This is a genomic window from Pseudorhodoferax aquiterrae (assembly GCF_014652235.1).
GTDB classification, from domain to species: domain Bacteria; phylum Pseudomonadota; class Gammaproteobacteria; order Burkholderiales; family Burkholderiaceae_C; genus Pseudorhodoferax; species Pseudorhodoferax aquiterrae.
On record NZ_BMYK01000013.1, the window covers coordinates 107,444 to 132,252 of the forward strand.

Consider the following 24,809-nt stretch of genomic DNA (forward strand, 5'->3'; position numbering starts at 1 on the left):
CCGCGCGCTACAGCGCGCCCAGCACGGATGCGGAGAACAGCAGCGGCGCCGGTGCCGCTTCCTGGCTCCTGGCCCAGCCCAGCAGCGCCTCCGCCGGCATCGGCCGGGCGAAGTGGTAGCCCTGCAGTTCGTCGCAGCCCATCTGCACCAGGATCTGGCTCTGCCCGGCGGTTTCCACGCCTTCGGCCACCACGCGCAGGCCCAGCGCATGCGCCAGCCGGATCACCGCATCGACGACGGCGCGCGCGTCCTGGCTCTGCTCCAGATCCTGCACGAAGCTGCGGTCGATCTTGAGCTGGTGCGCCGGCAGCTGGCGCAAGTAGCTCAGGCTGCAGTAGCCGACGCCGAAATCGTCGATGGCGAGAAACACGCCGATGCGCGCCAGGTCGTCGAACACGCGCTGCGTCTCCTGCACATCTTCCATGGCCACCGACTCGGTGATCTCGCACAGCAGCTGCGCGGCCGGCACGGCGTGCCGCTGCAGCGCCTGAGCGATGCGCTGCACGAGATCGCTCTCGCGCAACTGGTGCACCGAAAGGTTGATGGCCACGCGCATGTGCAGCCCCTCGCGCGCCCAGGCCGCCATTTGCCGGCAGGCCTCCTCGATGACCCAGGCGCCCAGCTGGTTGATGAGGCCGAAGCGCTCGGCCAATGCAATGAAGCGGTCCGGCTCGACCATGCCGCGCAGCGGGTGCTGCCAGCGCAGCAAGGCCTCCACGCCATGGACCAGCCTGCGATGCCCGTCCACCTTGGGCTGGTAATGCAGGACTAGCTGGCCGCGCGCCACGGCCTGGCGCAGGTCGGCCAGCAGGCTCATCTGCTCGCCGGCGTTCAGGTCCATGTGCGACTCGAACAGTGCGCAGCCGTTGCCGCCGTTGCGCTTGGCCGCGTACATGGCCGCATCGGCATTGGCCACCAGCTTGTCGCGCTGCCCATGTTCCGGATAGACCGCCACGCCGACCGAGCCGGCCACCCGCACCGTGCGTCCGGCTGCCACGAAGGGCGCGTCCAGCGCCTGCACCACGCGGCCGGCCAGCGCCATGCAGTCCACCACGCTGCCGGCATCCTCCACCAGCATCAGGAACTCGTCGCCACCCATGCGGGCCACGGTGTCGCTGCTGCGCGCGAGCCGCTGCAGGCGCTCGCCCGCCTCCTTGAGCACCGCATCGCCGGCCGCATGGCCGTAGGTGTCGTTGACGGGCTTGAAGCCATCCAGGTCGATGAACAGCACGCCGATCATCTCCGGCTTGCGCCCGCCGCCGCGCTCGGCCGCGCGGTCGTGCCGCTGCAGCGCGTGCTGCAAGCGGTCCTCGAACAGCAGGCGGTTGGGCAGGCCCGTCAGCGCGTCGCTGAACACGCGCCGGTGCAGCGCATCGTTGTCCGACTCCACCGAGCGCAGCCGCGCCTGGGCCGCGCCCAGCGAAGCGTTGTCGCGTTGCACCCGGCTGTCCAGCGCGGCCAGCACCAGCGTCGCCGCCAACAGCACGGCGCAGACCACGCCCACGGCCAGGGCCAGGCCGGAGCCGCCCAGCGCATCCGCGCTCAGGCACAGCGTGCCCTCGGGAAAGGCGGCGGCCTGCATGCCCGTGTAGTGCATGCCCGAGATCGCCAGGCCCATCACGGCCGCGGCGCCGATCTGGTAGGGCCGGCGCCGCAGGTCGTCGAAGCTGCGCAGCCAGAAGAACAGCCACAGCGCGACGCCCGAGGCGACCACGGCGATCGTCGCCGAAGCCAGCACCCAGGTCATGTCCCAGACGATGGCGGGCGACATGTCCAGCGCCGCCATGCCCGCGTAATGCATGGCGCAGATCCCCATGCCCATGACCAGCGCGCCGGCCACCAGACGGGCGATGTCCAGCCGTCCCTGGCTGGCGACGCCCAGCGCCACGGCGGAGGTCAGCACGGCGGCGCACAGCGAGGCCAGGGTCAGGCCATAGCTGTAGCCGAGCCGGATCGGCAGCGAGAAGGCCAGCATGCCGATGAAATGCATGGACCAGATCCCCACCCCCATCACCAGCGAGCCCCCCGCTCCCCACAGCAACGCGGCCAGGCGCTCCGGGCGGTGGACGCGCGAGGCCAGGTCGAGCGCGACATAGGACGCCAGGGCCGCGATCACCACCGAGGTCAGCACACCCCAGGGGTCGTACGAAGTCGGGAGATAGAGCATCGGCACACTCCTCCTCGTGCGCCCGCGCGCAGCGCAGGGCGCAGTTTCTAATTGTTACTGAAATCGTGCCTTTCAGGTGCAACTTTGGTGCCGGATCGCGAGCACATCGCATCAGGCATGGCCGAGCACGGAGTCGGAGAACGCTAGCGGGCCTTTGCCGGGCGTGCGGTCGTCGTCGCCGTCCTGCGCCCAGGACTGCAGGGCCTGCGCAGACATCGGTCGCGCGAAGTGGTAACCCTGCAATTCGTCGCAGCCCATCTGCAGCAGGATGTCCTTTTGCGCCGCCGTCTCCACCCCCTCGGCGACCACGCGCAGGCCGAGCGCGTGCGACAGGCGGATCACCGCGTCGACGACGGCGCGCGCGTCGTTGCTGTGCTCCAGGTCCTGCACGAAGCTGCGGTCGATCTTGAGCTGGCGCGCCGGCAGCTGGCGCAGGTAGCTCAGGCTGGAGTAGCCCGTGCCGAAGTCATCGATCGACAGGTACACGCCGATGCGCGCGAGGTTGTCGAAGGTGCGCTGCGTGGCCTTGATGTCCTCCATGGCCACGGATTCGGTGATCTCGCAAAGCAGTTGCGAGGGCGGCACGAAGTTGCGCTGCAAGGCCTGCTCGATGCGCCGCACGAGATCGCTCTCGCGCAGCTGGTGCACCGACAGGTTGACCGACACGCGCATGCGCAGGCCCTGGTCGGCCCAGGCATGCATTTGCCGGCAGGCCTCGTCGATGACCCAGCCGCCCAGCTGGTTGATGAGGCCGAAGCGCTCGGCCAGCGGGATGAACTCCTCGGGCTCCACCAGGCCGCGCTCGGGATGCTGCCAGCGCAGCAAGGCCTCCACGCCGTGCACCTGGCCCCGCTTGCCGTCGATCTTGGGCTGGTAGTGCAGCACCAGCTGGCCGCGCGCCAGGGCCTGGCGCAGGTCGCTGAGCAGGCTCAGCTGCTCGCCCGCGCTGCGGTCCATGTGGGCCTCGAACAGCGCACAGCTGTTGCCGCCATTGCGCTTGGCGACATACATCGCGGCGTCCGCGTTCGCCACGAGCTTGTTGCGCTCACCCTGGTCCGGGTAGACCACCACGCCGATGGAGCAGCCGATCTGCACGCTGCGCCCCGCCACCTCGAAGGGCTGGCTCAGCGCCTGCGCCACGCGGCCGCCCAGGGTCATGCAGTCGGCCACGCTGCCGGCGTCCTCCACGAGCAGCAGGAATTCGTCGCCGCCCACGCGCGCCACCGTGTCGCTGCTGCGCGCCAGCTGCTGCAGACGGCCGGCCGCGGCCTTGAGCACGGCGTCGCCGGCGGCGTGGCCGAAGATGTCGTTGACCGGCTTGAAGCCGTCCAGGTCGATGAACAGCACGCCGATGCGCTCGGCCTTGCGCTGGCTGATGCTCTCGTCGGCGCGCTCGTGGCGCGACAGGGCGTGGGCCAGCCGGTCCTCGAACAGCAGCCGGTTGGGCAGGCCGGTCAGCGGGTCGCTGAAGGCGCGCCGGTGCAATTCATCGTTGGCCGACTGCAGCTCGGCATTGGCCGCCTGCAGCGAGGACGACAGCCGGGCCGTGCGGCGCTGCACGCGGTAGTCCCAGGAAGACACTGCCAGCGTCAGCAGCAGCAACAGAACGCAGGCCACCCCCACCGCGATGGCCAGGCCGCGGCCACCCAGCGCGTCCACGCTCAGGCAGACCGCGTCCAGCGGGAAGGAGGCGGCCGCCATGCCCGCGTAGTGCATGCCGGCGATCGCCAGACCCATCACGGCGGCAGCCACGATCTGGTAGATCCAGCCGCGCAGGCCCTGGAAGCCGCGCAGCCAGAAGAACAGGCACAGCGCCACGCCCGAGGCACCGACCGCGATCGCCGCCGAGGCCGCCACCCAGCCCATGTTCCAGACGATGCCGGGCGCCATGTCCAGCGCCGCCATGCCCGTGTAGTGCATGGCGCAGATGCCCAGGCCCATCACGCCCGCGCCGACCAGCACGCGCGCCAGGCCCAGCCGCCCCAGGCTGGCGATGCCCAGCGCCACGCCCGAGGTGAACACCGCCGCCACGAACGAGGCCGCCGTCAGTCCGGGCGTGTAACCCAGCGGAATCGGCAGCGAGAACGCCAGCATGCCGACGAAATGCATGGACCAGATGCCGGTGCCCATGACCAGCGACCCACCGCTCCACCACAGCAGCGCCGCCAGCCGATCGGGCTGGCGCACGCGCCGCGCCAGGTCCAGCGTCACATAGGACGCCACGCTGGCGATCAGCACCGAGGCCAGGACGCCCCAGACATCGTAGGAGGTGGGAAGAAAGCGCATCGAACCGTGCCGCCCGGTACGGTCCGGGCGCATGTGGCGAAGGCTTCATTATTGCCATTACCGTTCTATTCATCCGCGCATTTATCACCAATTTGAGGACGAATGCCCGGTGCGGACCCGCCCATAATCGCCGCCCATGTCTTCGCCTACCTGGCCGGCCCCTGCCGGCGCCATCACCGACGTGGCCGGCATCGCGGTCGGTCATTTCACCGATTTCCGCCGTCCGACCGGCTGCAGCGTGGTGCTGGCGCGCGGCGGTGCCGTGGCCGGCGTGGACGTGCGCGGCGCCGCACCCGGCACGCGCGAGACCGACCTGCTGGCGCCGTCCAACCTGGTCGAGCGCGTGCACGCCGTCATGCTGGCCGGTGGCAGCGCCTTCGGCCTCGCCGCGGCCGACGGCGCCATGCGCTGGCTCGAGGAGCAAGGCGTGGGGCTGGACGTGCGCTTCGCGACCGTGCCGCTGGTGCCGGCCGCCGTGCTGTTCGACCTGCCGCTGGGCGACGCGCGCATCCGCCCCGACGCCGCCGCCGGCTATGCCGCTTGCGCCGCCGCCAGCCACGACGTGCCGGCCCAGGGCAACGTGGGCGCCGGAGCCGGCGCTATGGTCGGCAAGGTGTTCGGCGCGGCGCGCGCCATGAAGGGCGGCATCGGCACGGCCAGCGTGCGCGTGGACGGCGTGACGGTGGGCGCGCTGGTGGCGGCCAACCCGCTCGGTGACGTGGTCGATCCGGCCACGGGCCGCGTGGTCGCCGGCGCACGCACGGCCGATGGCCGCGCGCTGCTGGACACACGCCGCGCGCTGCTGGCCGGCGAAGCGCCCCGCCCCATCCTGGCCGGCACCAACACCACGCTGGCCGTGATCGCCACCGACGCGGCGATCACCAAGCCGCAGGCGCACCGCCTGGCCCAGGCCGGCCACGATGGCCTGGCCCGCACCATCAACCCGGTGCACACCATGTCGGACGGCGACACCGTGTTCGCGCTGGCCACGGGCCTGGCCCAGGCGCCCGCGCCCGGCATGATGGTGCTGGCGACGATGGCGGCCGAGGCCGTGGCGCGCGCCGTGCTGCAGGCCGTGTGGGCAGCCGAGGCGGTCAGCGCTGGCGATCTGCGGCTGCCCGCGGCCCGCGATTTCGCCCGCCCATGAAAGCCCTGCCCCGCACGCTGCGGCTCGCGCTGCTGGGCCTGCGCGACCTGCTGGTTTCCGCCGGCCCGCTGGTGCTGCTGCCCATCGCGATCCTGGCCGCCGCCTACTGGTACCTGCAGCCACAGCCGCCGACCAGCCTGCGGCTGGCCACCGGCCCGGCCGGCAGCGCCTATGCCACCTTCGGCCAGCGCTATGCCGAGGCGCTGCGCAGCCACGGCATCACGGTGGAACTCGTGCCCACCGACGGCTCGCTCGACAATCTCGCGCTGCTGCGCCAGGGCGGGGCCGACGCGGCCTTCGTGCGCGGCGGCAGCGCCGACCCGGTGGCCGACGAGGAGGCCGGCCTGCAGTCGCTGGGCGCGCTGTTCTACGAGCCGCTCTGGATCTTCTACCGGCCCGACGCGCTGCGCCCGGCCCAGCGCCGTGCCGGGCCGCTGCAGTCGCTGGCCGCCTTGCAGCCACTGCGCGTGAACGTGGACAAGGCCGGCAGCGGCGTGCCCGACATCCTGGAGCGCATGCTGCGCGCCAACCGGCTCGACCCGGCCGCCATGCAGATCTCGCACCTGGCGCAGAGCCCAGCCACCGAGGCGCTGGCAGGCGGCCTGCTCGACGTGGTGGTGCTGGCCTCGGCGCCCGAGTCGCCGCTCGTGCAGCGGCTGCTGCGCGCGCCGGGCATCGCGCTGATGGACCTGCGCCAGAGCGACGCCTACACGCGGCTGTTCCCGTTCCTCTCCTCCGTGCGCCTGCCGCGCGGCATCGTCGACCTGGCCCGCGACCAGCCGTCCGAGGACGTGGCCATGCTGGCCGCCACCACCTCGCTGCTGGTGCGCGAGCAGACCCACCCGGCGCTGCGCCAGCTGCTGGCGCAGGCCGCCCAGGGCATCCACGGCGGGGCCGGCTGGTTCAACCGCGTGCGCGACTTCCCGAACACGCGCACCAGCGAACTGCCCGTCAGCAGCGAGGGCGACCGCGCCATTAACGGCCAGCCGCCCTTCTGGCAGCGCTACCTGCCGTTCTGGGCCAGCAACCTGGTCGAGCGCATGTGGCTGGTGCTGGGCGGCCTGCTGGTGCTGCTGCTGCCGCTGTCGCGCGTGGTGCCGCCGCTCTACACCTTCCGCGTGCGCCGGCGCGTGTTCCGCTGGTACGCGCGGCTGCGCGAGATCGAGGCCCGCACCAACGATGCGGACGCATCGCCCGAACGCCTGCTCGAAGAGCTGGACCACCTCGACCGCGTGGTCGACAAGGTGGCGGTGCCGCTGTCCTACGCGGACGAGCTGTACGCACTGCGGCACAACATCCATGCGGCGCGCAAGCGTGTGCTCGCGCGCCGATTGGACCCGGGCGACTGATTTACTTGAGCGCCTTGAAGCGCACGCGCTTGGGCTTGGCACCCTCCTCGCCCAGGCGCTTCTTCTTGTCGGCCTCGTACTCCTGGTAGTTGCCGTCGAAAAACACCCATTGCGAGTCGCCTTCGGCGGCCAGGATGTGCGTGGCGATGCGGTCCAGGAACCAGCGGTCGTGGCTGATGACCAGCACGGTGCCTGCGTACTCCAGCAGCGCGTCTTCCAGCGCGCGCAGGGTTTCCACGTCCAGGTCGTTGGACGGTTCGTCCAGCAGCAGCACGTTGCCGCCCTGGATCAGCGTCTTGGCCAGGTGCAGCCGCCCGCGTTCACCGCCCGACAGGTTGCCGACCTTCTTCTGCTGGTCCTGCCCGTTGAAGTTGAAGCGGCCCGCATAGGCGCGGCTGGCCATCTGGAACTTGCCGACGTTGATGATGTCCAGGCCGCCCGAGATGTCTTCCCAGACAGTCTTGTCGTTGGCCAGCGCATCGCGCGACTGGTCCACATAGGCCATCTTGACGGTCTGGCCGATCACGACCTCGCCCGAGTCGGGCTGCTCGCGGCCGGCGATGAGCTTGAACAGCGTGGACTTGCCGGCGCCGTTCGGGCCGATGATGCCGACGATGGCGCCGGCCGGGATGTTGAACGACAGGTTGTCGATCAGCACGCGGTCGCCGAAGCTCTTGCTGACGTTCTTGAACTCGATGACCTGGCTGCCCAGGCGGTCGGCCACCGGAATGAAGATTTCCTGGGTCTCGTTGCGCTTTTGGTATTCGAAGTCGGACAGTTCCTCGAAGCGGGCGATGCGCGCCTTGCTCTTGGCCTGGCGGCCCTTGGCGTTCTGGCGCACCCACTCGAGTTCCTTCTTCAGGGCCTTGGCGCGGGCTTCCTCGCCCTTTTGTTCGGCCTCCAGGCGGTTCTGCTTCTGCAGCAGCCACTCGCTGTAGTTGCCCTTGTAGGGAATGCCGCGGCCGCGGTCCAGTTCCAGGATCCACTCGGCCGCATTGTCCAGGAAGTAGCGGTCGTGGGTGATGGCCACCACGGTGCCCGTGAAGCGCTGCAGGAAGATCTCCAGCCACTCGACCGACTCGGCGTCCAAGTGGTTGGTGGGTTCGTCGAGCAGCAGCATGTCCGGCTTGGACAGCAGGAGCTTGCACAGCGCCACGCGGCGCTTCTCGCCGCCGGACAGCAGGCCGATCTTGGCGTCCCACGGCGGCAGGCGCAGCGCGTCGGCCGCGATCTCGATCTGGTGCTCCGAGTCGGTGCCGGCGGTCGCGATGATGGCTTCCAGCTCGGCCTGCTCGGCGGCCAGCTTGTCGAAGTCGGCATCGGGCTCGGCGTAGGCCGTGTAGACCTCTTCCAGGCGCTTCTTGGCGGCATTGACCTCGCCCATGGCCTCCTCGATGGCCTCGCGCACCGTGTGCTCGTTGTCCAGCTTGGGTTCCTGCTCCAGGTAGCCGATGGACAGGCCCTGCATCGGGATCGCCTCGCCCTCGATCTCCTTGTCCACGCCGGCCATGATCTTGAGCAGCGAGGACTTGCCGGAGCCGTTCAGGCCCAGCACGCCGATCTTGGCGCCGGGGAAGAAGGACAGCGAAATGTCTTTCAAGATCTGCCGCTTGGGCGGCACGGTCTTGGAGACGCGGTTCATGGTGTAGACGTACTGGGCCATGCAGAAGGTCCTGGACAGTGCAAAAAAAGAAGGGCCGTAGAGACCGGCCGAATGGGGGATTATCGTCTGCGTGCGACAATGCGCCGTCGATGGCCTTCCAGTTGGCCATCACACCAGCGCTCCGCTGGGGGGTTCCGCGCTCGGCCACCGCAGCCGGCACCCTGCTTCCCTCCCATACGTCTGCCTAAGACTGGTGCGATGGCTTTCCATCGCGACAGGCCGATCCCCTAGCGCCCTGGAAGGGCGCCTCATTGCTGTTCATGACATTTGACGAACTGAACCTGGCTCCGGCCATCCTGCAAGCCGTGCGCGAGCAGGGCTACGACACTCCCACCGCGATCCAGGCCCAGGCCATCCCGGTCATCCTCGAGGGCCGCGACCTGCTGGGCGGCGCCCAGACCGGCACCGGCAAGACCGCCGCCTTCACGCTGCCCATGCTGCAGCGCCTCTCGCAGGGCCAGGCCCCGCGCAGCAAGTTCGGCGGCAAGGGCATCCGCGCCCTGGTGCTGACGCCCACCCGCGAGCTCGCCGCCCAGGTCGAGGAATCGGTGCAGACCTATGGCAAGCACCTGGACCTGAACTCCACCGTGATCTTCGGCGGTGTCGGCATGAACCCGCAGATCGACCGCCTGCGCAAGGGCGTCGACGTGCTGGTCGCCACGCCGGGCCGCCTGCTCGACCTGCAGCAGCAGGGCGCGCTGGACCTGGGCCAGGTGCAGATGCTCGTGCTCGACGAAGCCGACCGCATGCTGGACATGGGCTTCATCCACGACGTGAAGAAGGTGCTGGCCCTGGTGCCCAAGGACAAGCAGAGCCTGCTGTTCTCGGCCACCTTCAGCGACGAGATCCGCGAACTGGCCTCCTCGCTGCTGCGCGAGCCCCAGCACATCCAGGTCACGCCGCGCAACACCACGGTGCAGCGCATCACCCAGGTGATCCACCCGGTCGGCCGCAACAAAAAGAAGGCCGCGCTGCTGCACATCATCCAGCAGCACAACTGGAGCCAGGTGCTGGTGTTCACGCGCACCAAGTTCGGCGCCAACCACGTGGCCGAGTTCCTGTCCAAGAACGGCGTCACGGCCATGGCCCTGCACGGCAACAAGAGCCAGGGTGCCCGCACCCAGGCGCTGGCCGGCTTCAAGAGCGGCGAGGTGCGCGCGCTCGTGGCCACCGACATCGCGGCCCGCGGCATCGACATCGACGAGCTGCCGCACGTCGTGAACTACGAAATCCCCAACATCAGCGAAGACTACGTGCACCGCATCGGCCGCACGGGCCGCGCCGGTGCCAGCGGTGAGGCCGTGAACCTGGTCTGCATGGACGAGGAAGGCTTCATGCAGGACATCGAGGACTTCACCAAGCAGCGCATCCCGGTGCAGGTGCTCGAGGGCTTCGGCCCCGAGCCCGGCGAGAAGGCCGAGCCCATCGCCATGGGCCGCCAGACCCTGTGGGGCGGCGCCGGCAAGCCGCCGAGCCGCGAGGTCATGGCCGCCGCGGCCAAGGCCGCGCGCAGCGAGATGATGCAGCGCATCCGCGAGAACAAGGGCCAGAACGGCGGCGGTGGCGGCCGCGGCCAGGGTGGCGGCAATGGCGGCGGGCGCTCCGCGCAGGGCGCGCAACAGCGTGCGCCCCAAGGCGGTGGCAACGGCGGTGGCGGCAGCCGTCCGGCCGGTGGCCACAACGGCCCGCGCCACCACGGCGGTGGCGGCTTCGGCGGCGGCCATGGCCAGCCCGATCCGCTGCGCACCTCGACGCTGGGCGGCCGTGCCAAGCCGGCGCAGCGCGGCAACGCAGGCGGCCAGCCCGACCCGATGCGCACCAGCGTGGACAGCATGGGCGGCGGTGGCCGCAACCGCGGCTTCGGCGGCGGCGGTGGCCGCGGCGGCCGGGGCGGTGGCCACGGCGGTGGTGGCCGCGGTGGCTTCGGCGGTGGCGGCGGCTACGGCCGCTGAGCCCCTCAGTCCCTCACGAACAGCGTGCGCAGGGGCTGGTCGCCGACCTGGCGGCTCCAATGCCCGTGCACGCTGGCGTCGAACTGGGCATCCGCCGGCAGCACGTCGGCGGAGTAGAAATGCTCGCCGGGCCCGAACACGCGCGAGCTGCCATCCTGCAGACCGATCTCCATCTGCCCTGACAGGATCACCACCCACTGCGGCGTGAGCGTCACATGGAACTGGCTGCGAAAGCCCACGGGGCTTTCGCGCAGCTGGTAGCCGCCGCTGGGCAGCAGCGCCGACAACGCGGACTGCGGCGTGCCTTCGTCCAGCGCCAGGTCTTCCTCCTTGAAGCGGGCGCGGCCATCGGTGTCGGTGAACAGAATCGTCTTGCGGAAAGTGGGCATGCGGCGGGTCCTCGGAAAGCCGCGCATTGTCGCGCGGTATAAACGCCGCCCATGCCATCGCCTTCCTTCCCTTTGCTCGCCATCGACTGGGGCACGAGTTCGCTGCGCGGCGCACGAATCGCCGCCGACGGCCAGGTGCTCGAGCAGCGCAGCCTGGCCCGCGGCATCCTGAGCGTGCCGGCCGGCGGTTTCGAGGCCGCGCTCGACGAGGCCTTCGGCGATTGGCGCGCGCAGAGCGCACTGTGCCTGGTCTCCGGCATGGCCGGCAGCCGCCAGGGCTGGATCGAGGCGCCTTACTGCCCCTGCCCGGCCGGCTTCGCCGAACTGGCGGCGCAACTGGCCTGGGTTCCGCAGGCGCGCAGCCCCGTCGCCATCGTGCCCGGCCTGTCCACGGACCGGGGCGGCCTGCCCGACGTGATGCGCGGTGAGGAGGTGCAGATCTTCGGCGCCATGCAATGGAGCGGGCTGTCCGACGGGCTGTTCGTGCTGCCCGGCACGCACAGCAAGTGGGCCACGGCCGAGGCTGGCCGCGTGCACGGCTTTCGCAGCTTCATGACCGGCGAGCTCTATGCGCTGCTGAGCCAGCATTCCATCCTGGCGCGCACGCTCAACGCCGACGCGCCGTTCGACGAGGCCGCCTTCGTGCAGGGCGTGACCCGCGCGCGCGATGCGGGCGGCTTGCTGCACCATGCCTTCGGCGCGCGGGCGCTGACGCTGTTCGGCCGGCTCGATGCCAACCGCATGGCGAGCTACCTCTCCGGCCTCGTGATCGGTGCCGAGCTGCACGGCGCCGCACCCCGGCCCGACGCGCCCGTGGTGCTGATCGGGTCCGACACGCTCACCGCGCGCTATGCGCGCGCGCTCGACGTCCACGGCGTCGCGAGCCGCCGCCTCGGCGCAGAGGCCACCTGGGCGGGGCTCCATGCCCTGGCCCGCACCCTGGATTGACCATGCCCACCCACGATCTCCTGAGCGCCGCCATGCGCGCCCTGCCCCTGGTCGCGATCCTGCGCGGCCTCACGCCGGCCGAGGCCCCCGCCATCGGCGAGGCGCTGGACGCCGCGGGCTTCGCCATGCTGGAGGTGCCGCTGAACTCGCCGCAGCCGCTGGACAGCATCGCGCTGCTGGCGGCGCGCCATCCGGCCAAGCTCGTCGGTGCCGGCACAGTGCTGACGGCGGGCCAGGTGCGTGAGGTCCACGCGGCCGGTGGCCGCCTCGTCGTCGCGCCCAACTTCGACGCCGAGGTCGTGCGCGAGGCCGTGCGCCTGGGCATGGTCTGCCTGCCCGGCATCCTGACGCCGACCGAGGCCTTCGGTGCGCTCGCGGCCGGCGCGAACGGGCTCAAGCTGTTCCCGGCCGAAATGGGCTCGCCGGCGGTGGTCAAGGCCCTGCTGGCCGTGCTGCCGGCCGGCACGCCGCTGCTGCCCGTGGGCGGCGTCTCGGTGGCCAACATCGCCGACTGGCGCGCCGCGGGCGCGGCCGGCTGCGGCATCGGCTCGGCTCTGTACAAGCCCGGCAAGAGCGCCGCCGCCGTGGCGCAGGACGCCCGCGCCTTCGCGGCGGCCTGGCACGGCACGCAGGCGGCTTGAAGCCGGTCAGGGGCCGGCCACGCCCTGCTCGCGCAACAGCCGGTCCAGCGCATCGGCCGCCAGCGGGCGGCTGAAGAAGTAGCCCTGGAAGGCCTGGCAGCCCTCGCTGGCCAGGAAGTCGCGCTGGGCGGCCGTTTCCACGCCTTCGGCGATCACGTTCAGTCCCAGGCTCTGCGCGAGCCGGATCACGGTGCGCGCGATCGCCGAATCGTTGGCATCGACGAGCACGTCGCGCACGAAGGACTGGTCGATCTTGAGCTGGTCCAGCGGCAGCTTCTTGAGGTAGGTCAGCGAGGAGTACCCGGTGCCGAAGTCGTCGAGCGCGAAGCGCACGCCCAGGTCCTTCAGCGCATCCATCTTGGAGACGATGGATTGCATGTCGTCGACCAGCACGCTCTCGGTCAATTCCAGTTTGAGGCGCTGCGGGTCGGCACCGGTCTGCTCGAGCACCGAGCGCACCTGGCGCACGAACTCGTTGTGCCGGAACTGCCGCGCGCTGACATTGACGGCCATGGTCAGCCCGGCCAGTGCCGGCTGCCGGCCCCACTCGGCCAGCTGCGTGCAGGCGATCTCCAGCACGCGGTGGCCCAGCAGCAGGATCATGCCGGTCTCCTCGGCGAGCGGGATGAACTCGGCCGGCGAGACCAGGCCGCGCGCCGCGTGGCGCCAGCGCACCAGCGCCTCCACGCCCGTGATGCGGCCCGCGCCATCGACCTGCGGCTGGTACTGCAGGAAGAACTCGCGCTGCACGAAGGCCTGGCGCAGATCGCCCTCCAGTGCCGCGCGTGCCGTCACGGCGGCCTCCAGGCCCGGATCGAAGAAGCGCAGCGTGTGCTTGCCGGCGGCCTTGGCCTGGTACATCGCGATGTCGGCCTGCTTGAGCAGGTCGCCCGCGCTCTCGGTGCCCGCGCTGAAGCTGGCCACGCCGATGCTGGCCGTGCTCTGGTGTTCGTAACCTTCCAGGCGGTAGGGCTGGGCCAGCGCGGCCAGGATCTTCTCGCCCACGCGGCGGGCCTGCACGGCGATGTCCTGCGGCACGGCGCTGAGCTCCTCGAGCACGATCACGAACTCGTCGCCGCCCAACCGCGCCACCGTGTCGACCTCGCGCACGCAGGACACCAGGCGCATCGCCACCTGCTGCAGCAGCATGTCGCCCTTGTCGTGGCCCAGCGTGTCGTTGAGGGTCTTGAAGTTGTCCAGGTCCATGCACAGCAGCGCGCCGCCGGTGCGGTGGCGCACGCAGCTGGCCAGCGCCTTGTGCAGCCGGTCCTGCAGCAGCTGGCGGTTGGGCAGGCTCGTCAGGCCGTCGTAGAAGGCCAGCTTCTGGATCTTGGCCTCGGCCTGCTTGCGCTGCGTGATGTCGGTGTCGATCATGAGCACGGAGCGCGGCACGCCCTGCTCGTCGCGCACCAGCGTCCAGCGCGCCTCCACCTGCACGGCCTGGCCCAGCTTGCGCCGCCGTGCCACCTCGCCGTTCCACTCGCCGCTGGCCATGAGTTCGTCGTGGGCGTGGCCGCCCATGGTCTCGTCCTCGAACAGCAGCCTGGCCACCGACTGGCCCATGGCCTCGTCGGCGCGCCATCCGTAGAGCCGCTCCGCGCTCTTGTTCCAGTACTGCACGCAGCCTTCGGTGTCGGCCACGACGATGGCGTCGCGCGCCTTGTCCAGCAGCGAGGCCTGGTGGCGGATGTGCTCGTCGGCCTGGCGGCGGTCGAGTTCGGCGGCCACGCGCACCGAGAAAATGCGCAGCGTGGAGGCCAGGAATTCCTGGTGGCGCAGCGGCTCGGAGAACACCACCAGCACCAGTCCGCTCACGCGCTGGTGTGCGTCGAACAGGCTGTGTCCGGCGTAGGCCTGGCCACCGATGGAGGCCAGCAGCGGATACGGCGCGAAGGCCTCGGCCACGCCGTCGCTGACCACGAACGCTCCATGGCCCAGCAGGCCGGCCAACCGGCTGCCGGCCAGCGGCGCGTCGAAATTGCGCCGCACCTGCCCATGCACCACCACACCCAGCGTGCGCGCCACCATCGATTCCGGCTCCAGCGTGGCGATGAAGCTGGCCTGCGCGCCCAGCGCATCGGCCATGTTCCGCGCCAGCTGCTCGAAGAACTCCGTGCCGGTGCTGGCCGAGACCGCGGCCGCGACCTTGAGCATGGCCGTCTGCACGCGTTGCTGGGCCTCCTGCGTGAGCCGCTGCTGCTCGCGCGCGCGCAGCGTCACGAGACCGAACGCCAGGTCCTCGGCCAGTGCCTGCAGCAAATTGACCTCGTCCTCGGTCGGTGTCGCCACCTCGCCCGAGTACAGGTAGAACAGGCCGAAGGTGCGCGCCCCATCGCGCAGCGGCAGGCAGACCAGCCCACGGTAGCCGTGCGCCAGCGCATTGGCCGCCCAGTGCGTGCAGCGTGGATCGTGCTCCACGTCGGGAACGATGATGAGCTGGCCCGTGCGGATGGTCAGTCCCACGGGGCCCTGGCCGGCCGGCGTGTCGGCGGACCAGCTCATCGGGAAGCTGCCGATGTAGCCGCCGTCGTCGCCCACCTTGGCGGCAGGCTCGACGCTGCGCCCGGCATCGTCGCGCGCGAAGCCGACCCAGGCCATGGCATAACCGCCGATGTCCACTGTGATGCGGCACAGCTCCTCCAGCAGGGCCTGCTCGGAGCTCGCGCGGACCAGGCTCTCGTTGCAGGCCGACAGCATGCGCTGGGCCCGGCTCACGCGGGCCAGCGCGGCCTCGGCGCGCAGGCGTGCGCTGACGTCCAGGCTGCGCACCAGCCGGGCCGGCCGGCCGGCGAAATCGATCGTCGTGCCCGAAACCTCGACGTCGAATTCGCTGCCGTCCTGGCGGCGGTGGCGCAGCCGCAGGTTCGCAAACGATTCGCCCGGCATGGCCACGCGCGGCGCCGTTTCGCCCGGCGCGCGCAGGTCGGTCATGGGCTTGCCGAGCAGGTCCTGTGGGTCGTAGCCGTACATCTGCGCGGCACTGCGGTTCACGGCCAGCACGCGCAGCGTCTGCAGCTCGGTCACGAACATGGGCTGCGGGTTGAGGTCGAACAGCGCACGGTACTTCTCGGCGACCTCGCGCAGTTGCGCGTGCAGGCGGTGGCGGTCGATGGTCACGCCCAGCGTCTCGCCCAGGATCTGCAGGTTGCCGATGTCGCGGTCGTAGAAGGCCTGGGGCTCGGCATAGGCCGCCAACAGCACGCCGATCATGGTCTCGCCCGAGCGCAGCGGCGCCACGATCATGGAGCGCACGCCATCGGCCCGGGCCCGCGCGCGGTCCAGCCGGTCGTCGAACAAGGTGTCGTCGCTGATCATCACGCGGCCCTGGGCCAGCGCCTTGGCCGACAGGCTGATGTCCATGTTGGAGCGGCGGCCGACCTGCGCGCCCAGCAGGCCGCAGCCGGCAGCGATCACGAGCACGCCCTCGTCATCGACCAGCTCCAGCGACATGCCGTCGGCGTTCAGCAGCTCCTGCGTGCGCTGCACGGCACGGTCCATCAGCGACTGCAGCGGCGCGTCGAGCGCGGCGAACTCCTGCTGCAGCTGGGCGATGCGGATGCGGTCCTGTGCATCGCGCCGGCTTTCCTGCTTGGCGCGGGTATGGGCCGTCAGGTCGGTGCGGCCGGCCATCTCCAGGTAGCGCTGCTGGCTCTGGGCCACCGCGCTGCGCAGCGGCTCCTGCTCGGCCTGCACGCCGAGCGCGTGCAAGAGGGGAGCCAGCATCCAGTCGAATTCCGGGTCCGGCGGCCCCGCCGGCGGCGGCCGGACACTGTCGGGCGGGATGTCGGGCGGGGGCATGTTCACAGTAGAACATGCTGGCACAGCGCCGCGCCAGGGCCCGGATCCCGGGGCGCCGCGTGTCGGGCCCGGCCGGCCGTCCGGCTGCCTCAAACCAGGTCTTCGGCGGCCTCCGGCGGTTCCGGCGCGAGCAGCGCCAGCGATTCCTGCAGCAGCGCATGCAGCGCCGCCACGCGGGCATCGCCCAGCAGGCGGTTGAGCTCCAACTGCGCGCTCTTCCAGCGCTGGCGCGCCTCGGCGCGCTTGGCGCGGCCGGCCTCGGTCAGCTGCACCAGGCGGCTGCGGCCGTCGCTGCCGGGGCCCTGGACCACCCAGCCGGCCGCCACCAGTGGCTGCAGGTTGCGCGTGAGCGTGGACGGCTGCAGGCGCAGCTGGCGCGCCAGCTGGCCGGGCTGGGCCGGGCCGAGCCTGTCCAGTGCCGTCAGCAGCGAGAACTGCGTGGTCTTGAGCCCGGCCTGGGCGAGTTCGGCGTCGTACAGCCGCGCCACGCGGCGCATGAGCTGGCGCAGCTGCAGGTGGGTGCAGCCCTGTGGCGCGGCCTTGGCATGGAGCGCGGTTCCCATAGAATGATTGTAGCTGCAATAGTTGCAGCTGCAATCGACGGAGAAGACATGAGCACAGAAGAAGAAACCCGTGTCCGCTGGGAACAGGAAATGGAGGCCGCCCTTTTGCGCATGCGCACCGGCGGCGGCCAGGCCGGCCTGGCCCGGCCCGAGCAGGTCGCCGGCAAGACCGGCCTGCAAACCATGCAGGCCATGCTGGCCGGCGAGCTCCCCTACCCCCACATCGCCGACACGCTGGACTTCGGCCTGGTCGAGGTCGGCTACGGCCTCGCCGTGTTCCAGGGCACGCCGCAACTCAAGCACTACAACCCGCTGGGCAGCGTGCACGGCGGCTGGTTCGCCACGCTGCTGGATTCGGCCCTGGGCTGCGCCGTGCACACCACCTTGCCGGCCGGCCGCGGCTACACCACGGCCGAGCTGGGCGTGAACATCGTGCGCGCCGCCACCGTCAAGACCGGCCCGCTGCGCGCCATCGGCAAGGTGATCCACAGCGGCCGCCAGTTGGCCACGGCCGAAGCCCGCATCGTGGGGCCGGACGACAAGCTGTACGCCCACGCGACGACCACCTGCCTGGTGTTCGAAGCGCGCTGACTGTGGTGGCGCGGCAAAATAGGCCGCATGCGACTACTCCACACGATGCTGCGCGTTGGCAACCTCCAGCGCTCGATTGATTTCTACACCCAGGTGCTCGGCATGAAGCTGCTGCGCACCTCGGAGAACCCCGAGTACAAGTACTCGCTGGCCTTCGTGGGCTACGGCAGCAACCCCGAGCATGCCGAGCTGGAGCTCACTTACAACTGGGGCGTGGAAAGCTACGAGCTCGGCACGGCCTACGGCCACATCGCGCTGGGCGTGCCCGACGCCTATGCGGCCTGCGAGCGCATCAAGGCCGCCGGCGGCCAGGTCACGCGCGAGGCCGGCCCGGTCAAGGGCGGCACCACGGTGATCGCCTTCGTCACCGATCCCGATGGGTATAAGGTGGAGTTGATCCAGCGCGCGGACGAGGCCGGCGGCAGCGGCCTGCGCTGACCGCCCCGGCGGCGGCTCTGTTCGGCCTCACTCCGCCGTGACGCCGGCCGCCTTGATCACCTTGCCCCACTTCTCGGTCTCGGCCACGAGGTGGCTGCGCAGGCCCTCGGGCGTGACCTTGTCCATGGGCACGATCTCCGAACTGAGGTCCGCCAGGCGCTGCTTGACGCCCTCGTCCTGCAGCGCGGTGCGCAGCGCCTGGTTGAGCTTGGCCAGCACCTCGGGCGGCGTGCCCTTGGGTGCGTACACGCCATGCCAGACCTTCACGTCGAAGCCCCTGAGGCCCTGCTCGTCCAGCGTCTTCACGTCGGGCAGGCTGGCCAGGCGCTTGGGCGTGGTCACGCCGAACACCTTGACGCGCTGGCCGTCCTTGATGACAGGCACGGTCTGCGTGGTCTGGTCGCAGATCAGATCGACCTGGCCGCTCATGATGTCGGCCAGCGCCGGGCCCGCGCCCTTGTAGGGCACCGTGGTCAGGTCCACGCCGATCTGGTGCGCCAGCAGCATGCCGCACAGCTGCGAGACCGCGCCGATGCCGGCATTGGCCAGCGTGACCTTGTCCCTGTGCTGCTTGACGTAGGCCAGCAGCTCGGGAAAGGTGTTGGCCGGGAAGTCCTTGCGCGAGAGCAGCGTCATGGGCACGTCCATGACCTGGCCGATGTACTCGAAGTCCTTGAGCGGGTCGTAGGGCAGCTTCTTGTACAGGGCGGGCGCGGTCGCCATGCCCATGTGGTGGATCAGCACCATGTAGCCGTTGGCCGGCGCCTTGGCCACGCGGGCCGGGCCGATGGTGCCGCCGGCGCCCACGGTGTTCTCCACCACAACTGGCTGGCCCAGCGATTTGGCCATGGGAATGGCCAGCATGCGCGCCACCACGTCCGTCGGCCCGCCGGCCGAGTACGGCACGACCATGGTCACGGGCCGCTCGGGCCAGGCGGACTGGGCCCAGGCCGCGCCCTGCAGCAGCCAGGCGGCGGCCAGCGCCGCGCAGGAGCGGATGGCCGTGGAAGTGCGCGATGTCATGAAGTCTCCTCGGGTCGAAGGGTGGTGGACGGACGGGCAGGCCGGGTGCGCTCTAGATGGCCCCGGCTGCACGCAGCGCGTCGATGGCAGCCGCATCCAGGCCGACTTCGCGCAGCAGCGCCTCGGTATGCTCGCCGACGGCCGGCACCGCGTCCATGCGGGCTTGCCAGCGGTTGCTGCGGCCCGGTGGCAGCAGCGCGGGCAGTTGGCCGGCCGGCGAGCCGATGGTCTGCCAGCGCCCGCGCGCCGCGAGTTGCGGGTGCGCCCACAGGCCGGCCATGTCGTTCATGCGCGCGTTGGCGATCTGCGCTTCGTCCAGCCGCGCGAGCACCTGGTCGGCCGACAAGGTGCTGAAGGTCTCGCCGATGCGCGCGGCCAGCGCGGCGCGGTTGGCATTGCGCTGCGCATTGCTGGCAAAGCGCGGGTCGGTGGCGAGCGCGGCCTCGCGCAGCACGACCTCGCAGAAGACCTTCCATTCGCGCTCGTTCTGCAGGCCCAGCATGACGGTGCCGCCATCGCCGGCCTGGAACGGGCCGTAGGGGTAGATCGTGGCATGCGATGCGGCGTTGCGCGGCGGCGGTGTCGCGCCCTCGAACGCGTAGTACATCGGAAAGCCCATCCACTCGGCCAGCGACTCCAGCATGGACACGTCGATGTGCGCACCCTCGCCCGTGCTGGCGCGGCGCAGCAACGCGGCCAGGATGTTGGTGTAGGCGTACATGCCGGCGGCAATGTCGGCGATCGAGTTGCCGGCCTTGCTCGGTATCTCGGGCGTGCCCGTGACCGACAGGAAGCCGGCCTCGCTCTGGATCAGCAGGTCGTAGGCCTTCTTGTCGCGGTAGGGGCCGTCCTCGCCATAGCCCGTGATGTCGCAGACCACCAGCCGCGGGTGCGTGGCCTTCAGGCTCTGGTAGTCCAGGCCCATGCGCGCCGTGGCACCCGGCGCAAGGTTCTGCACCAGCACGTCCGCGCCGGCCAGCAGCTTCTTGAGCGCGGCCATGGCATCGGGGTTCTTCAAGTCTAGCGTGAGGCTTTCCTTGGAACGGTTGGTCCAGACGAAGTGCGAGGACAGGCCCTTGACGCGCTGGTCGTAGGCGCGCGCGAAGTCGCCCACCTCGGGCCGCTCGACCTTGATCACGCGGGCGCCCAGGTCGGCCAGCTGGCGGGTGCAGAACGGGGCGGCGATGGCGTGCTCGAGCGAGACGACGGTGATGCCTTGGAGCGGGAGGGTCATGGTGTGTGCAGGGAGCCGGAAATCAGTCGACGGAAGCGCCGGAGGACTTGACGATGCGGGCCCACTTGGCCAGGTCGTCCTGCAGCAAGGCCGCGAATTGCGCGGGCGTGGTCGGCGCTGCGATCTCCACGCCCTGCTGCTCGAGCTTGTCGCGCAGGTCCTTGGCGGCCATGGTCTTGCGCATGGCCTCTTCGAGCTGGGACTGCACCGGCGCCGGCAGGCCGCTCGGCGCGAACAGCCCGATCCAGAGTTGACCGTCGTAGCCGGGCACGGCCTCGGCGATGGCCGGCACGTTGGGCAGGGTCGGCGAGCGCTTGGCACCGCTGACCGCGATGGCGCGCAGCTTGCCCGCCTGGATGTGCGCGAGCGCCGAGGGCAGGCTCGCGAACAGCATGGGCAACTGGCCGCCCAGCACGTCGTTGAGCGCGGGCGCCACGCCCTTGTAAGGCACGTGCTGCAGCTTGATGCCGGCCATGCTGTTGAGCATCTCGCCCAGCAGGTGGTTCAGCGTGCCGTTGCCGGCCGAGGCGTATTGCAAGCTGTCGCCGCTCTTGCGCGCCAGCGCCAGGAACTCCGTCAGGTTCTGCGCGGGAAAGCCGGGATTGACGAGCAGCACATTGGGCACGGCGCCGACCAGGCCCAGCGGCACGAAGTCCTTGACCGGGTCGAAGCCCGGGTTCTTGTAGAGCGAAGGGTTGATGGCCTGGCTGCTGCTGATGGTCATCAACAGGGTGTGGCCGTCCTTGGGGCCGCGCGCCACGTACTGCGTGCCGATGTTGCCGCCCGCACCGGGGCGGTTCTCCACCACGGCGCTGCCGCCCAGCACCTCGCCGAGCTTGTGGCCGACGACACGGCCCACGATGTCGTTGGTGCCGCCGGCGGCCTGGGGCACGACCAGCACGATGGGGCGCGCGGGATAGCCGGATTGGGCAAAGGCCGGCCATGCGCTGGCGGCGGCCAGGGCCAGCAGCGTGCGGCGGGAAAGACGGTGGGAAGGCATGGGCCGGTCTCCGGGCGGCGCATCGCGCGCGCCGCCATGTCATGTGAAAGACGCGGATCATCGCCGCGCCAGCGCGGCTGCGGCAATCTGGGATTTCGGAATCCAGCCTTCTGCGGCGCCGAAGGCTGGTAGTCTTGGCCGATGCAATTCGAACTGTCGGACCTGCGCCTGTTCGTGGCCGCCGCGGAGCTGGGCAGCCTCACGCGCGCGGCCGAGCGCCAGCACCTGTCGCTGGCAGCGACCAGCGCGCGCATCAAGGCGCTGGAGCAGCAGGCCGGCCTGCCATTGTTCTCGCGCGAGGCCCGCGGCCTGCGCCTGCTGCCCCCGGGCGAGGCCTTCCTGCACCATGCGCGGCTCATGCTGCACCAAGCCGGGCAGCTGCGCACGGACCTGCAGGCCTACCAGGGCGGCCTGCAAGGCCACCTGCGCGTGTTCGCGAACACCACGGCCGTGACCGACATCCTGCCGGCCCTGCTGCCGGTCTTCCTCAAGCAGCATCCGCGCGTGAACGTGGAGCTGCTGGAGCAGCCCAATGCGCTGATCCCGCGTGGCGTGCTGGATGGCCGCGCCGACCTGGGCATCGTCGCCGGACAGGTGGACACGCTGGGCCTGCAAAGCATCCACTTCAGCACCGACCGGCTCGTGCTCGTGACCGCGCGCAGCCACCGCTTCGCGCGTCGGCGCAGCATCGCGTTCGCGGAAACCCTGGGCGAGGACGCGATCGGCATGCAGCCGGGCAGTACGCTGCAGGCCTTTTTGCACCAGATCACGGAGCGCCTGGGCGCCAAGCAGAAGCTGCGCATCCAACTCGGCAGCTTCGACGCCATGTGCCGCATGATCGGCAGCGGCGTGGGCATCGGCGTGGTGCCGGAGTCGGCCGCGCTGCGCAACCGCGACGCCATGCGCCTGGCGCTGGTGCGGCTGCGCGACGACTGGTGCGTGCGCGAGCGCCACCTGCTCATGCGCGACCGCGCCACGCTGCCGCAGTACGCCCGTGCGCTGGTCGATGCGCTGTGCGCGCCGCCAGGCCCGCCCGGCAGCGCCTGAGGTCTAGCGCGGCAGCGCGCGCGCGGCGCGTGCCAGCTGCTCGATGCGGCCCCAGTCGCCCGCGGCGATCGCGTCGTTGGGCACGATCCAGGAGCCGCCCACGCAGGCCACGTTGGACAGCGCCAGGAACTCGCCCGCATTGGCCGCGCTGACCCCGCCCGTGGGGCAGAACTTCACTTCGCCGAACGGACCCTGCCAGGCCTTGAGCATGGGAATGCCGCCGGCCTGCAGCGCCGGGAAGAACTTGAGTTCGGTGAAGCCGTCCTCCTGCGCCATCATGATCTCGCTGCCCGTGGCCACGCCGGGCAGGAGCGGCAGTCCGGCATCGCGGCACGCCTGGCCGACCTTGGACGTGTAGCCCGGGCTCACGCCGAAGCGCGCACCGGCCTGCACCGAGGCCTTCACGTCGGCCGGCGTGCGGATGGTGCCGGCGCCGACCACGGCTTCGGGCACGTCCCTGGCGATGGCCTCCATCGCGGCCAGCGCCTGCGGCGTGCGCAGCGTGACCTCCAGCATGCGGATGCCGCCGGCCAACAGCGCGCGCGCCAGCGGTACGGCATGGGCCACGTCGTGCAGCACGATGACGGGGATGACCGGCGCGTCGCGCATCACGTCGCGGGCGGTCAGCGGGGTGTTCAAAGCCATGTCGGCGCTCCTTCTTCTGCGGTGGCGGCATTGCGGCGCATGCCGGCGAACAAATCTCGGCCCAGGCCCAGGCCGTTGGCCGCGCGCAGCGCCTCGGGCATGGTGGCCAGCGGACGCGCGGCCCATTCGGCTTCGGGCACCAGCACGTCGAGCCGGCCGGCCGGCGCGTCCAGCCGCACCACGTCGCCGTCGCGCAGCTTGGCCAGCGGGCCGCCGGCCGCCGCCTCGGGCGTGAGGTGGATGGCGGCCGGCACCTTGCCCGAGGCGCCGCTCATGCGGCCGTCGGTCACCAGGGCCACCTTGAAGCCCTTGCCCTGCAGCACCGCCAGCGGCGGCGTGAGCTTGTGCAGCTCGGGCATGCCGTTGGCCTGCGGCCCCTGCCAGCGCACCACGCAGACCAGGTCGCGCTCGAGCTCGCCGGCCGCGAAGGCCTTTTGCAGGTCTTCCTGCGAATCGAAGATGCGGGCCGGGGCCTCGACCACATGGCGGTCGTCGGGGACCGAGGAGACCTTGATCACGCTGCGGCCCAGCGGCCCCTGCAGCAGCTGCAGGCCGCCCGTGGGGCTGAACGGTGCCGTGGCGGGACGCACGATGGCCTCGTCCTTGCTGGCACCCGTGGCCTGCCAGGCGAGTTGGGCGTCCACCATCCGCGGTTCGTGCGTGTACTCGCGGATGCCGCCGGCGCGCACGGTCAGCACGTCTTCGTGCATGAGGCCGGCATCCAGCAGTTCACGCAGCACGTAGCCCGTGCCGCCCGCGGCCTGGAACTGGTTCACGTCGGCGCTGCCGTTGGGGTAGACGCGGGCCAGCAGCGGCACCACGTGCGAGAGCGCGGCGAAGTCGTCCCAGTCGATCGTGATGCCGGCGGACCGCGCGACCGCCACCCAGTGGATCAGGTGGTTGGTCGAGCCACCCGTCGCCAGCAGCGCCACCATGGCGTTGACGATGGCACGCTCGTCGACCAGCCGGCCGATGGGCGGCACCACGCCGCGCGCCTTGGCGGCCTGGCCGTCCAGGGCCGTGCCATATCCCAGAACCGTGCGCGCGGCCTCGCGCGTGAGCGCCTCGCGCAGCGGCCCGCCCGGCGCCACGAAGGCCGTGCTGGGCACGTGCAGGCCCATGGCTTCGAGCAGCATCTGGTTGCTGTTGGCCGTGCCGTAGAAGGTGCAGGTGCCGGCCGCGTGGTAGGCGGCGGATTCGGCCTCCAGCAGCTCCCTGCGGCCGACCAGGCCTTGCGCGGCCTGCTCGCGCACCTTGGCCTTGGCGTTGTTGGACAGGCCCGAGGGCATGGGCCCGGCCGGCACGAACACCGTGGGCAGGTGGCCGAAGTGCAGCGCGCCGATCAGCAGGCCCGGCACGATCTTGTCGCACACGCCCAGCATCAAGGCAGCATCGAACATGTCGTGGGTGAGCGCCACGGCCGTGGCCATGGCGATCACGTCGCGGCTGAACAGCGAGAGCTCCATGCCGGGCAGGCCCTGGGTAACGCCGTCGCACATGGCCGGCACGCCGCCGGCCACCTGGGCCGTGGCACCGAAGTGCCGCGCCTCGTCCTTCACGAGGTCGGGGTAGTGCTGCAGCGGCTGGTGCGCCGACAGCATGTCGTTGTAGGCGTTGACGATGCCGATGTTGGGCGCGCGCTCGGCCACGACCTTGAACTTGTCGCTGGACGGCATGGCCGCGACCGCGTGGGCCACGTTGGCGCAGCCCATGCGGTCGGAGCCGCGCGTGCGCGCCGCCATGGCGGCCAGGCGTTCGAGGTAGGCGGCGCGCGCGGGCGCACTGCGCGCGCGGATGCGGTCGGTGACGGCGGCGACGGTGGTGTGGGTGTTCATCGTTCTGGGCCGCGGCGGGCGCGGCGCGCATGAAGAAAGGGGGCGCGGTGATCCTACCCCCGATGATCCCCGCACCGGCTGCAGGGGGTTACC

Annotated in this window: 19 protein-coding genes; 8 read left to right on the plus strand and 11 right to left on the minus strand. The window is 70.9% G+C overall.

Annotated features, from left to right (window positions below):
* Window positions 1–7: 7 nt before the first annotated feature.
* Together IE209_RS19550 and IE209_RS19555 are read right to left on the minus strand one after the other, a co-directional pair.
* Entirely contained in the window at window positions 8–2,167 is a 2,160-nt protein-coding gene (locus IE209_RS19550) for a putative bifunctional diguanylate cyclase/phosphodiesterase (RefSeq protein WP_189688585.1), read from the minus strand.
* Between the two features lie 111 nt (window positions 2,168–2,278).
* Entirely contained in the window at window positions 2,279–4,453 is a 2,175-nt protein-coding gene (locus IE209_RS19555) for a putative bifunctional diguanylate cyclase/phosphodiesterase (RefSeq protein WP_189688586.1), read from the minus strand.
* A 136-nt stretch (window positions 4,454–4,589) separates the two neighbouring features.
* On the opposite strand from IE209_RS19555, the gene IE209_RS19560 reads away from it, so the two are divergent.
* Both IE209_RS19560 and IE209_RS19565 read left to right on the plus strand, forming a co-directional pair.
* Complete coding sequence (locus IE209_RS19560; protein ID WP_189688587.1) at window positions 4,590–5,600, plus strand: P1 family peptidase; 1,011 nt, start codon at window positions 4,590–4,592, stop codon at window positions 5,598–5,600.
* Entirely contained in the window at window positions 5,597–6,949 is a 1,353-nt protein-coding gene (locus tag IE209_RS19565) for a TAXI family TRAP transporter solute-binding subunit (RefSeq protein ID WP_189688588.1), read from the plus strand. Before IE209_RS19560 ends, IE209_RS19565 begins: the two co-directional genes overlap by 4 nt.
* A gap of 1 nt (window position 6,950) precedes the next feature.
* Here the strand turns inward: IE209_RS19565 and ettA are convergent, their stop codons facing one another.
* Window positions 6,951–8,612: an energy-dependent translational throttle protein EttA gene (gene ettA / locus IE209_RS19570; protein WP_189688589.1), complete on the minus strand. Its 1,662-nt coding sequence runs from the start codon at window positions 8,610–8,612 to the stop codon at window positions 6,951–6,953.
* Between the two features lie 260 nt (window positions 8,613–8,872).
* On the opposite strand from ettA, the gene IE209_RS19575 reads away from it, so the two are divergent.
* Window positions 8,873–10,564: a DEAD/DEAH box helicase gene (locus tag IE209_RS19575; RefSeq protein WP_189688590.1), complete on the plus strand. Its 1,692-nt coding sequence runs from the start codon at window positions 8,873–8,875 to the stop codon at window positions 10,562–10,564.
* A 5-nt stretch (window positions 10,565–10,569) separates the two neighbouring features.
* Here IE209_RS19575 and IE209_RS19580 read toward each other — a convergent pair whose 3' ends face one another.
* Window positions 10,570–10,953 (minus strand): cupin domain-containing protein, encoded by a 384-nt coding sequence (locus tag IE209_RS19580; RefSeq protein WP_189688591.1) that lies wholly within the window; start codon window positions 10,951–10,953, stop codon window positions 10,570–10,572.
* Window positions 10,954–11,004: 51 nt separating this feature from the next.
* Here IE209_RS19580 and IE209_RS19585 point away from each other — a divergent pair, with 51 nt between their 5' ends.
* Window positions 11,005–11,901, plus strand: a complete 897-nt coding sequence (locus IE209_RS19585) for a 2-dehydro-3-deoxygalactonokinase (protein ID WP_189688592.1) — start codon at window positions 11,005–11,007, stop codon at window positions 11,899–11,901.
* Between the two features lie 2 nt (window positions 11,902–11,903).
* A complete protein-coding gene (locus IE209_RS19590) occupies window positions 11,904–12,542 on the plus strand; it encodes a 2-dehydro-3-deoxy-6-phosphogalactonate aldolase (RefSeq protein ID WP_189688593.1) in 639 nt (212 codons plus the stop codon).
* 6 nt (window positions 12,543–12,548) lie between these two features.
* Here IE209_RS19590 and IE209_RS19595 read toward each other — a convergent pair whose 3' ends face one another.
* Window positions 12,549–16,265, minus strand: a complete 3,717-nt coding sequence (locus IE209_RS19595; RefSeq protein WP_189688594.1) for an EAL domain-containing protein — start codon at window positions 16,263–16,265, stop codon at window positions 12,549–12,551.
* A gap of 164 nt (window positions 16,266–16,429) precedes the next feature.
* The gene (locus IE209_RS19600; protein WP_189688595.1) at window positions 16,430–16,903 is read right to left on the minus strand and encodes a MarR family winged helix-turn-helix transcriptional regulator; all 474 of its coding nucleotides are present in this window, start codon (window positions 16,901–16,903) and stop codon (window positions 16,430–16,432) included.
* Window positions 16,904–16,951: 48 nt separating this feature from the next.
* Here IE209_RS19600 and IE209_RS19605 point away from each other — a divergent pair, with 48 nt between their 5' ends.
* Together IE209_RS19605 and gloA are read left to right on the plus strand one after the other, a co-directional pair.
* Window positions 16,952–17,494, plus strand: a complete 543-nt coding sequence (locus IE209_RS19605; protein WP_189688596.1) for a PaaI family thioesterase — start codon at window positions 16,952–16,954, stop codon at window positions 17,492–17,494.
* 27 nt (window positions 17,495–17,521) lie between these two features.
* Window positions 17,522–17,932 (plus strand): lactoylglutathione lyase, encoded by a 411-nt coding sequence (gene gloA / locus IE209_RS19610; protein WP_189688597.1) that lies wholly within the window; start codon window positions 17,522–17,524, stop codon window positions 17,930–17,932.
* 27 nt (window positions 17,933–17,959) lie between these two features.
* Here gloA and IE209_RS19615 read toward each other — a convergent pair whose 3' ends face one another.
* From IE209_RS19615 to IE209_RS19625, 3 genes are read right to left on the minus strand one after another with little or no spacing between them, the layout of a single operon-like run.
* Window positions 17,960–18,955: a tripartite tricarboxylate transporter substrate-binding protein gene (locus IE209_RS19615; RefSeq protein ID WP_189688598.1), complete on the minus strand. Its 996-nt coding sequence runs from the start codon at window positions 18,953–18,955 to the stop codon at window positions 17,960–17,962.
* 52 nt (window positions 18,956–19,007) lie between these two features.
* On the minus strand, window positions 19,008–20,189 hold the full coding sequence (locus tag IE209_RS19620; protein WP_189688599.1) for a CaiB/BaiF CoA transferase family protein: 1,182 nt from the start codon (window positions 20,187–20,189) through the stop codon (window positions 19,008–19,010).
* A gap of 22 nt (window positions 20,190–20,211) precedes the next feature.
* Window positions 20,212–21,189, minus strand: a complete 978-nt coding sequence (locus IE209_RS19625) for a tripartite tricarboxylate transporter substrate binding protein (RefSeq protein WP_189688600.1) — start codon at window positions 21,187–21,189, stop codon at window positions 20,212–20,214.
* 141 nt (window positions 21,190–21,330) lie between these two features.
* On the opposite strand from IE209_RS19625, the gene IE209_RS19630 reads away from it, so the two are divergent.
* The gene (locus IE209_RS19630; RefSeq protein ID WP_189688601.1) at window positions 21,331–22,236 is read left to right on the plus strand and encodes a LysR family transcriptional regulator; all 906 of its coding nucleotides are present in this window, start codon (window positions 21,331–21,333) and stop codon (window positions 22,234–22,236) included.
* Between the two features lie 3 nt (window positions 22,237–22,239).
* Here IE209_RS19630 and IE209_RS19635 read toward each other — a convergent pair whose 3' ends face one another.
* Both IE209_RS19635 and edd read right to left on the minus strand, forming a co-directional pair.
* The gene (locus IE209_RS19635; RefSeq protein ID WP_189688602.1) at window positions 22,240–22,881 is read right to left on the minus strand and encodes a bifunctional 4-hydroxy-2-oxoglutarate aldolase/2-dehydro-3-deoxy-phosphogluconate aldolase; all 642 of its coding nucleotides are present in this window, start codon (window positions 22,879–22,881) and stop codon (window positions 22,240–22,242) included.
* Window positions 22,872–24,716, minus strand: a complete 1,845-nt coding sequence (gene edd / locus IE209_RS19640; protein WP_189688603.1) for a phosphogluconate dehydratase — start codon at window positions 24,714–24,716, stop codon at window positions 22,872–22,874. The genes IE209_RS19635 and edd overlap by 10 nt, the downstream gene beginning before the upstream one ends.
* Between the last annotated feature and the right edge of the window lie 93 nt (window positions 24,717–24,809).

Coding starts and splice junctions, on each gene's coding strand:
- IE209_RS19565 (WP_189688588.1), top strand. CDS start 5,597: ATGAAAGCCCTGCCCCGCACGCTGCGGCTCGCGCTGCTGGGCCTGCGC.
- IE209_RS19595 (WP_189688594.1), bottom strand. CDS start 16,265: ATGCTGGCTCCCCTCTTGCACGCGCTCGGCGTGCAGGCCGAGCAGGAG.
- IE209_RS19590 (WP_189688593.1), top strand. CDS start 11,904: ATGCCCACCCACGATCTCCTGAGCGCCGCCATGCGCGCCCTGCCCCTG.
- IE209_RS19560 (WP_189688587.1), top strand. CDS start 4,590: ATGTCTTCGCCTACCTGGCCGGCCCCTGCCGGCGCCATCACCGACGTG.
- IE209_RS19635 (WP_189688602.1), bottom strand. CDS start 22,881: ATGGCTTTGAACACCCCGCTGACCGCCCGCGACGTGATGCGCGACGCG.
- IE209_RS19625 (WP_189688600.1), bottom strand. CDS start 21,189: ATGCCTTCCCACCGTCTTTCCCGCCGCACGCTGCTGGCCCTGGCCGCC.
- IE209_RS19605 (WP_189688596.1), top strand. CDS start 16,952: ATGAGCACAGAAGAAGAAACCCGTGTCCGCTGGGAACAGGAAATGGAG.
- edd (WP_189688603.1), bottom strand. CDS start 24,716: ATGAACACCCACACCACCGTCGCCGCCGTCACCGACCGCATCCGCGCG.
- IE209_RS19580 (WP_189688591.1), bottom strand. CDS start 10,953: ATGCCCACTTTCCGCAAGACGATTCTGTTCACCGACACCGATGGCCGC.
- IE209_RS19555 (WP_189688586.1), bottom strand. CDS start 4,453: ATGCGCTTTCTTCCCACCTCCTACGATGTCTGGGGCGTCCTGGCCTCG.
- IE209_RS19550 (WP_189688585.1), bottom strand. CDS start 2,167: ATGCTCTATCTCCCGACTTCGTACGACCCCTGGGGTGTGCTGACCTCG.
- IE209_RS19585 (WP_189688592.1), top strand. CDS start 11,005: ATGCCATCGCCTTCCTTCCCTTTGCTCGCCATCGACTGGGGCACGAGT.
- gloA (WP_189688597.1), top strand. CDS start 17,522: ATGCGACTACTCCACACGATGCTGCGCGTTGGCAACCTCCAGCGCTCG.
- ettA (WP_189688589.1), bottom strand. CDS start 8,612: ATGGCCCAGTACGTCTACACCATGAACCGCGTCTCCAAGACCGTGCCG.
- IE209_RS19615 (WP_189688598.1), bottom strand. CDS start 18,955: ATGACATCGCGCACTTCCACGGCCATCCGCTCCTGCGCGGCGCTGGCC.
- IE209_RS19620 (WP_189688599.1), bottom strand. CDS start 20,189: ATGACCCTCCCGCTCCAAGGCATCACCGTCGTCTCGCTCGAGCACGCC.
- IE209_RS19575 (WP_189688590.1), top strand. CDS start 8,873: ATGACATTTGACGAACTGAACCTGGCTCCGGCCATCCTGCAAGCCGTG.
- IE209_RS19600 (WP_189688595.1), bottom strand. CDS start 16,903: ATGGGAACCGCGCTCCATGCCAAGGCCGCGCCACAGGGCTGCACCCAC.
- IE209_RS19630 (WP_189688601.1), top strand. CDS start 21,331: ATGCAATTCGAACTGTCGGACCTGCGCCTGTTCGTGGCCGCCGCGGAG.